Raw genomic sequence first — 12,087 nt, 5'->3', positions numbered from 1 at the left:
ACAATTTATACACTCTCTACTAACTTCATCTTTTGCATTTACTGCCATCTCAAGCTCACGTATCCTAATGATAATCTGACTTAAGAGGGGTAACGAGCTATCTTTAAAGGTTACATCTGTAACTTGATCATACCAAATTACTGGTTATAACCTAGACTTTTAGTAGTAATTTACAGTTATTTTGCAAATTTTTTTACCAAAAAAGGGACTTATGAATATTGATGATTTTCGCGCCATGAGACGAGGCATCCCGCTTTTTGCGCTTGATAAAAAAGATGTAGCACTTATGGCTCCCATTGAACGTCGCAATGGAGAAAAAAAGAGAGCCTTACTTTTATTACATGGATTTACTTCCACACCCGCTGTTTTTCGCGTAATGCTGCCCTCTCTGACCTTTTATGATGCAATCCTATGTCCTGTATTGCCTGGACATGCAGATACGCTTAAAGCGTTTGCTGAAGTTAAAGCGGAAGCCTGGCTTAAGACTGCAGAGCAATCCTGTGAGCTTATGCTTAATGAGTTTGAACAAGTCGATGTTTTGGGACTCTCTTTAGGAGGAATACTTGCTTGTCATTTAAGTAATCAGTTTAAATTGCATCATCTTTACTTGCTGGCACCCGCTCTTGATTTGCGTCTTCCATTAGAACACACCTTGAAATTAGCCAAATTTTTAACGTGCCTTGGGTTTCAGGAGGTGCGTGGACTTTCCGGAGATTTATTTACCAATCAACATTGTGAAATTGCCTACCGAAAATTGCCATTGGCAGCGATTATTGAAATTTTTAATTTAATTAAACAGCTTTCATTTAATGTACCCGATTGTCCAACGGATGTATTTCTAGGTTGTCATGATAAAGTAGTCTCTTCATGGCGAGTAGCTGCTCGCTTTGCTAATAAAGACAATGTTAGGATTCATTGGCTTAGCAATTCAGCGCATGTCATCCCTCTGGATGGAGATATTGAACAGATCATTGCTTGCATGAAAGAACATTTACAGTAATTGTAACAGCATTACTTATTGTAGCGATCATATTCCTGCATATCGTATAAATCCCAATCGCGCATATCAAGCACAGCACCATTGAAGGCCATGAAATCCGTTCTCATGGTCGGTATATTATAAAAATAAATATCGCTAGCATCCGTAGCAAGAGTATGTTGTCTCCTGACAGCGGATAGTTCGGCGATGGCTTTATCATGAGTTTTAACGAAAGCACGACCTGCACGCAAATAGCGTCCCTTAAACTGCGCTTGCTCCCACAATTCTACATCGAGTTTACCGACAACACCGCTGAGTTGTACAAAAGAGTGGCCTCTTGCACGTACAATCAAAGCATTACTTTTTACCCAATACAACGCTAACCAAGCATCACTGTCTAAATTAAGCCGGGTGATATTTACCATACCCGATAATTGTACTCTGCTTTTGTCTGCGATGGCTAATTGCAAATTTTGACTGGAAATCCCACTAATTTGAGTATAGCCACCGCCACTTACAGTTAATTTTCTTAAGAAAATTTTTCCACCCAGGGTGGTACGGCCTGGATTGTCAATGGACAAATCCAATAACCCTGAACGCAGATTATTACCTGTGATAGTACCTGCTCCACGGTAATTAAACGCATTTAAATAACGTCCACGTATTTCTGCCGTAATCGGCCCGCAGCGAGGATAACCCTTTCCAACTGAAATCAACAGGCTACTACCAGTCACTACTGTTTTTACTTGTAATAAATCCGTTGGATCACCATGAAGAATGAGCTTAGGATGCGCATAACCCGTATGAAGGCTTACGTTGACATTTCCTTCAACAGTTACCTGATTAAAGGCTGGTAATTGACGATGCTGCAAAACTTTTTTAGCCGGTGGCGGAATAATAGTTACAGACTTGGTGCAACTTATGCCCAATAAGCTGATGAAAATCAATAAGAAAAGCCGCCTCAACATGCCAAACCTTTGCCTTCTCTGAATTTCCCTACATTAGAGGAAGTTGTTCTAATGCGCAAGATTATTATCCGACTAAATGTTAAAATCCGAAATCATTAGGTTTCCCGGACAACCCTCGGCGCGTTCAAAATCAGGTGCTTTATTGACCAGTGTTTGTAAAGAGTCAGTTTGCGGGATTAGAGCAGGTAATTGAATAAAAATATCGACGAGTATGCCATTTTTACATCCCAAAAAAATTTTATACGCAGCATTTTCTCCAAACGACTCACGAACCATGGTCCGTAGTTGCTCTCTCTTGACTGTTTCCCCAACATGCTCATGAAGAAATTGCCCGAGAGAAGTTTGATTAGCCTCTCGGTTTAAGCGTATGGCCAGTGCAAAATAGGCATCACTGGAAAGAACTTGACAACTTCCATGCTTATTCCACTCATGCCGCTCAAGGCAACTACCAGCAGCATAGCTGGGCATAAATTGTTGTAAATCCTGTGATACCTCTTTGCTTAAACTAATTGCCGGGTAATCACAGTGATGTTTTTTTGCTTCTACACCACAAAATCCATAGCTCTCACCGCAAATTTGCTGATTAGGCCATAAGCCGTGCAATACTAAATGAGTGGCTTGATAAGAGTCAGCAGGCAATTTGAAACATTCCGGCTTTCCGGCTTCATAACCATAAGTTTGACAGAATCCAGGCTGCCAGCTCAATGCCAATACGTAAGAATCGGCAAGTCCAGGACTTTGCTCACAGGAAGTTTTGCCATTCGCATCAACGTAGTAAGTACCACATTCAGTACTTACCCAACGTAAAGAATGTGCCGCATTTGACAATTCAATGCGCAACCAGTCTGGGTTTACCGGACGATTAATTTCACGGATAGGGTAATTTTGTGAAGGAATTACCATTAAATTATCAGGGTTATTTTTTTTATTCTTAGAGAGGTAAGCCGGGCAATATTTAGTAGCCGCAAAATTCCCATTAACACTTACAGAAGAAAAGGCAATCAGCGGAAAAATAATCGCTAACACATTTAATAATTTTATCATTCAGCATCCCAGCAACGATAAGCTGGACATGATTATACGCCTAAGTGAGGCAAAATGCGCGCTTTTATGTCTGGCATCTACACGATCTTGTATTAAAATTAAATCACTGCTTATGCTCAAACTTATCAAGATATGAAAGTTGCACTTGGTTTCAGGACCTAAAAAAAATTCAAATAGTAAATAAGTAAGCCTAAGAATTTTAGAGCTTCTTTTGATAAGAAGCTCATGCAAAAACAACATTAAATTCAATTATATTTAGTTACTAAAGGGAAATTGGGTTTTGTTTTCTTGCTTGCTCTACCTGAGCATTTTCAATTATTTCGCTTAATCTTCTTTGAACATCCTTAGCAGGTTGTAAATCACTTAATAAGAATTTTTCTTGTGTTAAAGGATTAACTCTATAACCTTCTTTACTTGCCTTCAAGTTAGTTAAGGTATCTAAATCAAATAAATCTCCATCTAACCTAACCGGCTTGTTAACAACCTTCTGATTATAGGAATCTCTAAATGGTTCTAAATGTTTATTATCAATATTAAGCGCTTCTAATAGGGAAGTATTCGATTCCTGCTTATCTAACATTTTAATGAAAGCTTTTAGTGCGGGGCTAAATTCATTATTGACTAAAACAGCTGGTAAAAATTCGAGTTCTAAGTTTACGCCACGCTTAATCCTAGATACGTATTCGTATTGAGAATTCGCCATGGTGATAAACGCATCATTCCCTAATTTCTTTAAATAAGAAAGAGGATCATTCTTACCTTGTCTATATAAAGCCCACATAATTTCTTTAGCAGCATAAGTATTATTAAGGTATAAATGACGAGTAGCAGGATCTAAATCTAAAAAAGTTTGTAATGGGTTTGAGTAATTTATTTTCTGGAAGAAATTAATAAGTTCAAAAGAATTATAGTGATTATCTATTATTTGTTGGCGGTTTTGTGAGTCTATAGAAAAAAATGTTGTACATGGATCTTGATAACCCAACTTTAACAAAGACTTCATTGTTTCAAAACAATTATAATAGTTATTTATAAGTAGATTGTTCTGCTCAGACGGAAGCGCTATTAACTTTTTAAATGCGTGTTGATAACCTAATTTTGCAAAGCCTTTAATAACTTCTAGAGAGTTATAATGATTATTAAAAAGATTAATCAATTTAGGCGTCTCCAAGGAAAGTAGTAATGCCAGGGCATCTTGATAACCCATTTTTATTAATCCTTTTAAACATTCACCTGCATTGTAAGCATTTTCCAATAAAATGTTTAAATAAGTTGGCTCTATATTTTTTAAAGTAGTGAGTGGCGCTTTATATCCTAATTGCTTAAGAATTTTTACTAATTCCTTAATATTATTTGCTTTTTTTACAAGCATTTCAAACTGATTTTCATCCCAGGTTTGCAAGTCTTGCAAAGCATCCGGGTGTCCATATTGCTTGCAAGAAGCTATTAATTTAGCAAAATCAGCAGCATTATTTAAAATAGCTAATTTTACTTTTTCTGAATCAAATCTATCTAAAGCGATGTTATCTTTTAATAAGATTGCACGCGCATAGGTGCGGTATAACTCAGAGTCTTTGGCTTTATCAGAACAAATGCTCCAAAAAGTCTCACGCGTTGACTGGGGCATATTAGCTACAGCGTTAGGATCATCTAAAGAATATTGATGCCCATTGATTTCTAGTAGGTTAGTAGAATGAGTTTCGTTTATTGTTATAGACGAACCATTAGAAAAGACCACACTTGTTTGTCTAGGACTATTAAAAAACCTGGCAGCACTTAATAATTTTAATATTTCATCTGTACTAGTAGACATAGTTATCTTCCAATTTGATAAGTTTCTAATTATTGCGCTGCAGATTTTATCTTAACTATGTCCAGCTAGAATAGAGTAATTATTATATTCATTATCACTGAGTCAACGAAACCTCACTGCTCCTTACTGAAAGCATATTTAAAAATCAAATTCATCAATCTAGGGCGCTAACTGTGAGGCAATGGACTCCACTGCATAAGAATCCTTGCGAGAGAAGAAAGCATAAGGCTGATGTCGCTCTTCATTGTTTTTTATAAGAGTAATAATATCTTGACGACCCATAATTTCAGCAATGTCTATCGGTAAAATAGTAATGGCCTCTTCCCGCGCTCCTTGACGCTCTATAAACTCATTGATCTTTGCTAAAATAGCTTCTTGCAGAAGAGGAGCTTCTTCCATAGACGCTTGTAAGAATTGTATTAAATTGTCCTTACTCACTGTCCACGGAATTCTAAAATTAATATGGTTTAACAGCCATTGAATAACCTCAATATTCCCTTTGCTCACTGCAAAATGGGCTGGGGTAGAAGCATCAACAAGCTTATAATCTAAGGCCACTCCCAGTGAGTGTAAGATTTTAATCATCTCTAGATGGCCCTTTAGAATAGCGAGATAGGCGCAGTTGGCATTTTTAACAGTTTCATTCAGATTTGCGCCCTTTTGATGAAGCTTCTTGATGATTTCGATACAACCTTGATTGGTGGCGACAAAGGCAGGAGTTAGTCCATTGGTGGCTTTTTGATTGGGATCAGCGCCATTTTCAAGAAGTTCCTCAGCAATCTTAATACGATTTGCAGCCAGCGCCAAATGAAGAGCAGCATGTCCCTTAGCATTGATTTTATTAGGATCAGCTTTATATTTGAGAAGCATCTTTACTGTCTCGTAAGAACCACTCATTGTAGCAGAGTGAAGCGAAGTCTCACCATCGGCTAGCTTATTAGGGTCAGCGCCATATTTTAAAAGCAAGTTAATCATTGCTTCGTCCCTCTCACAATGAACAGCCATACTGAGGGGAGTTTGACCTTCTCCATGCGCAATATTAAAATCTGCTCCTAATTGATACAAAAGAACAAGATGGTCAATACTGTCAGCAAGTACTGCGACATGAGCCAAGGATGGCGTCTCGGCTATAGTCTTCATCTGCGGAACCAGCTTCTCAAGAACTGTATTTAATTTATTAAAAAGTCCCCGAAGTTCTTTGCTTAATACCATATGTGGTTGGGTGCAAATACCGATAATTAACCTTCTAACAGGTGGAGTGAGTTTTTTTAAAATTGCATAAGTATTTACAATGACTTTAATAAACAGTTTTGCATGGTTCATGTCACTCAGAATAAAGTATAACAACGGAATCTCGTTCGTTGCTGAGGTCTGAAGTAGCAGAGTTTCTATAGGAAAAATTGATAGCACAATACTTAATCGCTTTTCTGAGAAATCTGCCATTAATTCCTGCCGTGCTTTTTCAGATGCATCAGTTGGCTTTGCTATCAACGGGGAGTATGGTAGTGTTGTACTCGTGGTTTTAGGGGGTTGAGCCTTTGAAATCTTTCTTTCCTCTTTCTTCTTGGGCGCCTTAGCCTGTTCCTTAAAAACTGGTTTCTTTTCTATCACCTCTGCAGGTTTCAGATTTAAAAATGGCATGGTCGTTTTTTGAAATGCTCTAAACTCTTCTTGCGTACGACCGAGTTTGTTCTGAAAGATATTGCAAGCCTGGGTTTCATTGCCCTGCAGTACTAATTTTCGCGCCTCGTTTTCCCAGTCTTGGGTGGTTGATTGGGGTATGGGGGTATTTTGGGGTGGTGTAGCTTGTTGATTTTCATTGATAAACGCAGGATTTAAGGCATGGTACAGCGGCTCGTTACGATGTGTCTTGTTTTGAGCGAAGACAACTCTTCGCTCAGCACGCGTAACGCCGGTAATGAAGCCGTTAAAATAAGGAAGGCAAGAGTCATCCCCTTCCCCTGCTTTAGGGAGATGACTTGTGGTATTGACCGTGCCTTTCTTCTCTTTCAGTTTGGCACAAGCAGCAGCGCTGTCTTTACCATCGAGGGGACGCCAGAAAAGGATGGTGTCATATTCCAACCCTTTGATTTGCTCAGGGGTGAAGACTAAAGGCGTTTTAAAGGTTTCTCTTGCTTCCTTAATAAACTCAGGGAAAGCAACCACGGCAAATCTGGCATTGCTGAGCGCTTCCTGTTGCAGTGCCTTTAATTCCTCGCTGTTAGTATCAAGCCAAAGGAGTTCTCCACGGTCGTTGTCTTCTTTGGCCGAGGTAATCTGTCCCAGCTCGACTTTATCAGCAGCACCACCGGTGGCCTGATATTTGAGTTGAATGAGTGCATTGGTGACCTTCACAACGAGCCTGGAGCAACGGTAGCTTGCTGCTAATTGATATTCGCTAAACGGCTGTTGTGCTTTATGAAATAACTGGCGCAGAAAGGGTAGTCGGGATTTGCCATCGAAGAGAATCTGGTGGTCACCTAAAAAATAAGCGATATTGTTCTCGTCAGCCAATTGATAAAGACTATACAGTTGCGCGAAAGAAAGGTCTTGTGCTTCATCCACCAGCACCATGGGGTAAGACTTGGCGGTGGCAATGGGAGTAAGCTCGCTGGTGAGATAAGCCGCGAGAAATGTAGTGTAGAGTTGGCAAATCAACTGGCGTTGTTCTTCATTGACACTGCTTTGGCGTGTGCCTAATTGGATGTAGTCCTCTGGCGTGTAACCTGAACGAATTCTAAACTCACGCCAGATTTCTTCCGCAGTCAGTGAGCCAGCCAATGTTTTAAACTGGGCCTGCTTGAGAGTCTTGGTGAGCCAATCGTTAAACAAAGAGATATCTGCCAGAGGTTTTCCTTTTTCTGCACAATGCTTCTTAAATAATTCCTCATAGGTCAGAAAGACAACACTATCACGTCGCTTTTCTTCAGCGTTACTCTCCCACTGTGCTTTCATCTGTGCAACCAGCAATGCAGAACGGCTAACATAGAGAATAGGCCTCGACTCTTGCTGATTCATACGCTTGAGGTAATCAGCCAGCGCCAAAAAAGCCACACAAGTTTTACCCGAACCCGCGGGACCATAGACCAATGCAGGCAATTTGGCCTGCAAGGCTTGCTCTTGTGGTGTACTTAAGCGAATGAAATTTTCTTTGTAGTAATCCAGGGCAATCAGGCGACTTTTTTCTTTGCTGCTGGACAATTGCTTTTCCAGCGCTTCATTTTCGGCAGGACTGCATGCCTCCAGTGTTAATTTTTCCAACGGAATGTCAATGGAAGTATCAAGCTTGCTGAAGAGGGTTTTTAATAAGCTAGGATTTCTTAAGTAGCGATTTTTCGCATACTCGTGCTTGTAGACGGGATCGAGCAAATACAATCGCTCGTTATACGGCGCAAATAACAGGCGTGTCTCTCTATTGACCCGAATACTGTAGATGGAAACGCCGGAAATACCATGAAGTTTTTCCAGCTTAAGACTCTTATAGTCACCCTCTAGAAGCTGTTTTATCTCTCTCTCAAACGTGGATAATAAACTCGCTTCACCAAAAACTTCTCGCCAATAAAAGAGGTCACTCATGATAATAATAAATAAAAATCAAATTGGCATATATTAATGCAATGTGATGAGAGTTTGGATGGGTAAATTTACCTATCGCTTTTTCTGAAAGGCAATTATTAACTGTGGGATTTAATCAATTCATTCAATTGGCTAAGGTATTTCTGTCTCTTGAATGAACAGGCTGAAAAGCAGGTCATCTCGACATTACACTACCTGACCTGCAGCCCAGCCCGATGACCAGGCCCATTGAAAATTATAGCCTCCCAACCAGCCTGTCACATCAAGAACTTCACCTATAAAATAGAGCTCAGGGATTTCTTTCACTTGCATGGTTTGTGATGAGATAGCGCGTGTATCAACTCCCCCTAAAGTTACCTCAGCGGTGCGATAGCCTTCCGTTCCATTGGGTTTGATACGCCATTGTTTAAAGCTTTCACCTATTTTTTGCAACTGCTTGTCAGAGAAAGTTTGCAATTCAGAATCTAAACCCTCCTCATTAAAAAATGTGGTGACGACTCTTTTGGGCAATGCTTCTTCGAGACATTGCTTTAATCGAATTTTTGGACCTAATCGTTTACGCTTGGGTAAAGAGAGTGCCCAGTCATTATTAACATCCAAATCAATAGTTAGCGGATCACCCGGTTGCCAATAAGAAGAAATTTGTAACATGGCGGGTCCACTTAAGCCGCGATGAGTAAAAAGCATGTCCAAGGTAAAACGTTGGTTATTGCAACTAACTTGACAGGGAAGAGAAATACCAGAAAGAGGACTTAAGCGCTCTTTATCTTCTGGTTGCAAGGTAAAAGGAACCAAGCCCGCACGAGTTGGTAAAACAGCCAAACCAAATTGTGTCGCAAGTTGATAGCCAAAAGGAGAAGCCCCCATGGTTGGAATAGACAATCCCCCCGTAGCAACCACTAGAGAAGCTGAGGCAATACGTTCTCCACTATTTAAGTCTAATGAAAAACCTTTCTCCGTTTTATCAATACGGTTAATAACAGTATTAAGACGAATCGCGACATTTACCGCCGAACAACAAGTCAGCAGCATGCCAACAATATCAGAGGCCTTATTGTCACAAAACAATTGACCGTGAGACTTCTCATGAAAAGGAATGCGATGTTTTCTGACGAGAGTGATAAAATCGAACGAGGTATAACGTTTGAGTGCCGACTTGCAAAAATGTGGATTTGCTGAAAGATAATGATGCGGTTCCACAGAATAGTTGGTGAAATTACAACGTCCACCTCCTGACATCAAAATTTTTTTGCCAACTTTGTTGGCATGATCAATAACTAATACTCGTCTACCACGTTTGCCTGCTTCTATTGCACACATCAACCCGGCAGCACCTGCACCAATAATGATTACATCAGGATTTTTCATAAATTATGAAGATCATCCCTCTTTGATATCAGATAATTCATAACAACAAAGAGGGAAGATACAGAGAAACAGCAGAGATTAAATGGCAGTTACCTCTTCCGCTTGCAAACCTTTAGGGCCCTTGGTTACTGAGAATGCTACGCGCTGACCTTCTCTTAGAGTTTTGCGGCCTGCCTCGCTAACGATCGCACGAAAATGCACAAAGACATCATCTTGACCATTATCACGGCTGATGAATCCGTAACCTTTATCATCATTAAACCACTTAACGTGGCCTGTTTCTTTATCAGACATTTCTACTTTCCAAATAAAATTAAACACACACTTGTGACAGCCACTAACAAGGAAACAGATAAAGTTAAACCACGCGCTAATTCGCTACTTTGAACTACAAAAGGAGGGATTTTCACGGAGAACACTGTTTCCAGCCAGAAAGCAAAATGATCACAAGTGCTTTGATTATAACCTACTGTTGAGCAAATAGCGAGAATTGTGTGCGAAATAATTCTCAATTGCACCGCTTTAGGCACCTTTAGACCAGGAGCTTTTATTAGGATTTCTTGACGACCTTCCTAAATAAGCAAGTTAACCTGCGCTTTGTTGTTTTAAAAAAACAACAAAAAGCTACCGATTATAGCAACCTACGCTTAACTTATCCATATTGACTTGATTTTATCCATGTAAATGAGATAAATTAACCCCCCTGACTATTCATGAGATTTAACATTATGCCTTTTTTTTCTATGCAAACCCCGGAGCAAATTAAAAATTATTGTCACACACAATCTTTTGAGGAACTGAGAGAACTTAATCATCGATATGGTCCCTTTCTTGAAAAAATAAGTGCCCAAGAAGATTTAAATAAACAAGAAATTGCCATTATTCACCAGCAAATTGAGGCGCTGCAAAAACAAATTGAAAGTGAAAAAGAACAAGAGGACCAACGTCGAAAAAATATTAGAAACAACTTACCCGGAAACTCTGCTGAACGTTATCTTGCTTTACAGACCCTCGCCTATCCTACGCTCTGCACGTCCAGCTTAGAACAGAAAGTAGAAGCACTTAGACAACAAGAAATTAAACTTCAAAATCATAATGCCTGGATAAGGTCTGAGATACGGGGTTGTACACAGGAGTTAAAAATTATTAATGCGGTGATGCGTGAAAAAGAACGTGCTGAAACAGAAGCGTTAACCGTTCCTCATTCGTGTAAGTAGTTAAGTCTTAATGAAGTGCAATATGTCAGCACAGGCACTTGACCAAGAGTATTATTTCTATGGTTTGTCTACCATAATTAATGCTTAATGATATTGCACTCCAAATTGTACGTTTTATTGTGTATGCAGTATGCTCTTCTACAGGAAATAAAAAGTAAGTCTGCTCCTGCCCTCAATAAGTAATTTTTGAATATTCTCATTGAGCGGAAGTATCAATGAGAATTTCCTCATTACTTTAATTATTGACAAAAATTTAAAAACCTTTCCTTTTACAGCTTTGAGAAAAGCATAGGCTTATAATTAGATTCAGCAGAAATCACTAATTCAGGTTTGTATTTAGATGCAACAACTTGTAAACACCAAAAACTAATCAGTATCAAAAATTACTGATCCTTTGTTTAATGCCAACATGCAAAAATCTTATCTATCACAAACTTTCGATTTTTCGAATTTTGCTCATCGAGGAAATTCATAGGGTCTCTTTTATTTTTTCCTCATTATACCCTGTTTGTGATGGATAAGGTACGTTATCTAACCCAAACGCACAAAGTCGCAATTTGCGATTATTTGTCGCTATGTGCTATAATTGCCTCATATAGTTAATGAAAGAGATCAGCATGGCTCAATCGGTAAGATTATCAGATACATTAGTGAAACAAGCCAAAGCAGTTGGTGAAGTAATGTCTCGCTCTGGGGCAGGACAAATTGAACATTGGGCAAAAATAGGGAGAATCGCAGAAGAAAATCCTGATTTATCTTATGAGTTTATTAGAGATAGTTTACTGGCAAAAGCAGAAATAGATAATGGCTTAGTGGATGATTATGAATTTGATCATTAAGCAATCCAACTCATTTAAGAAAACCGTGAAGAAACTGCCTAAACAATATAAAGTAATTCTTGATGATGAAGTCAGGAAATTAGTTAGCAATCCAGAAATAGGTGAACGTAAAAAAGGCGATTTGGATTTTTTAAGAGTTCATAAATTCAAATTTTCAAATCAGGAAGTGTTATTAGGCTACATGTATCAAGAAAGTGAGCTCGTATTAACGTTACTTAAATTAAGAGCTCATGAAAATTTTTACCGTGATATCAAAAACACCTTCTAAGAGCTAATTCTCATC

At 39.0% G+C, this 12,087-nt stretch carries 10 protein-coding genes; 4 read left to right on the top strand and 6 right to left on the bottom strand.

Going from position 1 to position 12,087, the window contains the following annotated elements:
• The first annotated feature begins 211 nt into the window (after window positions 1–211).
• Complete coding sequence (locus clem_RS00900; protein WP_094089882.1) at window positions 212–1,000, top strand: alpha/beta hydrolase; 789 nt, start codon at window positions 212–214, stop codon at window positions 998–1,000.
• Window positions 1,001–1,011: 11 nt separating this feature from the next.
• Here clem_RS00900 and clem_RS00895 read toward each other — a convergent pair whose 3' ends face one another.
• The 6 genes from clem_RS00895 to clem_RS00865 all read right to left on the bottom strand — a co-directional run bounded on the left by clem_RS00895 (window position 1,012) and on the right by clem_RS00865 (window position 10,042).
• Window positions 1,012–1,947: a GIN domain-containing protein gene (locus tag clem_RS00895; protein ID WP_094089881.1), complete on the bottom strand. Its 936-nt coding sequence runs from the start codon at window positions 1,945–1,947 to the stop codon at window positions 1,012–1,014.
• Window positions 1,948–2,019: 72 nt separating this feature from the next.
• On the bottom strand, window positions 2,020–2,991 hold the full coding sequence (locus clem_RS00890; RefSeq protein ID WP_094089880.1) for a ribonuclease T2 family protein: 972 nt from the start codon (window positions 2,989–2,991) through the stop codon (window positions 2,020–2,022).
• A 262-nt stretch (window positions 2,992–3,253) separates the two neighbouring features.
• Window positions 3,254–4,804 (bottom strand): hypothetical protein, encoded by a 1,551-nt coding sequence (locus tag clem_RS00880; RefSeq protein WP_094089878.1) that lies wholly within the window; start codon window positions 4,802–4,804, stop codon window positions 3,254–3,256.
• A gap of 159 nt (window positions 4,805–4,963) precedes the next feature.
• A complete protein-coding gene (locus clem_RS00875) occupies window positions 4,964–8,380 on the bottom strand; it encodes an ankyrin repeat domain-containing protein (RefSeq protein WP_094089877.1) in 3,417 nt (1,138 codons plus the stop codon).
• 186 nt (window positions 8,381–8,566) lie between these two features.
• Entirely contained in the window at window positions 8,567–9,748 is a 1,182-nt protein-coding gene (locus tag clem_RS00870; RefSeq protein WP_094089876.1) for a BaiN/RdsA family NAD(P)/FAD-dependent oxidoreductase, read from the bottom strand.
• A gap of 78 nt (window positions 9,749–9,826) precedes the next feature.
• Complete coding sequence (locus tag clem_RS00865) at window positions 9,827–10,042, bottom strand: cold-shock protein (protein ID WP_058449689.1); 216 nt, start codon at window positions 10,040–10,042, stop codon at window positions 9,827–9,829.
• Window positions 10,043–10,461: 419 nt separating this feature from the next.
• Between clem_RS00865 and clem_RS00855 the strand changes: the two genes are divergently transcribed.
• The 3 genes from clem_RS00855 to clem_RS00845 all read left to right on the top strand — a co-directional run bounded on the left by clem_RS00855 (window position 10,462) and on the right by clem_RS00845 (window position 12,072).
• A complete protein-coding gene (locus clem_RS00855; RefSeq protein ID WP_094089874.1) occupies window positions 10,462–10,965 on the top strand; it encodes a hypothetical protein in 504 nt (167 codons plus the stop codon).
• Window positions 10,966–11,582: 617 nt separating this feature from the next.
• Window positions 11,583–11,804 (top strand): ParD-like family protein, encoded by a 222-nt coding sequence (locus tag clem_RS00850; protein WP_094089873.1) that lies wholly within the window; start codon window positions 11,583–11,585, stop codon window positions 11,802–11,804.
• Window positions 11,788–12,072, top strand: a complete 285-nt coding sequence (locus clem_RS00845) for a type II toxin-antitoxin system RelE/ParE family toxin (RefSeq protein WP_232505520.1) — start codon at window positions 11,788–11,790, stop codon at window positions 12,070–12,072. The genes clem_RS00850 and clem_RS00845 overlap by 17 nt, the downstream gene beginning before the upstream one ends.
• The last annotated feature ends 15 nt before the right edge of the window (window positions 12,073–12,087 follow it).

Source organism: Legionella clemsonensis (genome assembly GCF_002240035.1).
GTDB classification, from domain to species: domain Bacteria; phylum Pseudomonadota; class Gammaproteobacteria; order Legionellales; family Legionellaceae; genus Tatlockia; species Tatlockia clemsonensis.
This window is presented reverse-complemented; position numbering and strand designations above follow the sequence as displayed.